The sequence below is a fragment of the Kiloniella antarctica genome, assembly GCF_042682825.1.
Classification (GTDB): domain Bacteria; phylum Pseudomonadota; class Alphaproteobacteria; order Kiloniellales; family Kiloniellaceae; genus Kiloniella; species Kiloniella antarctica.
Map to the genome: position 1 here is coordinate 751 of NZ_JBHUII010000012.1, position 266 is coordinate 1,016.

Here is a 266-nt window from a genome sequence, read left to right on the forward strand (position 1 = left end):
CTCCATCATTGCCTTTTGTATTTTGATGGGTCTACAAGGAATTTCCATGGCCATTCATTCGCTGGCTATCATCAAAGGCTTTGAACACAAGCCCCTAGAAGACGGTCCGGGGGGACTATAAAATGCACTTAGCTGAAACTCTTGATCTCCTCATGTTCGGGGCTGCCTGCCTGTTTCTCATGGCAGGATTTCCCGTGGCCTTTACCCTTGCGGGCGTTGGGATCGCCTTTGCCCTGATTGGCTATTCTCTCGGGGTCTTCGATCTC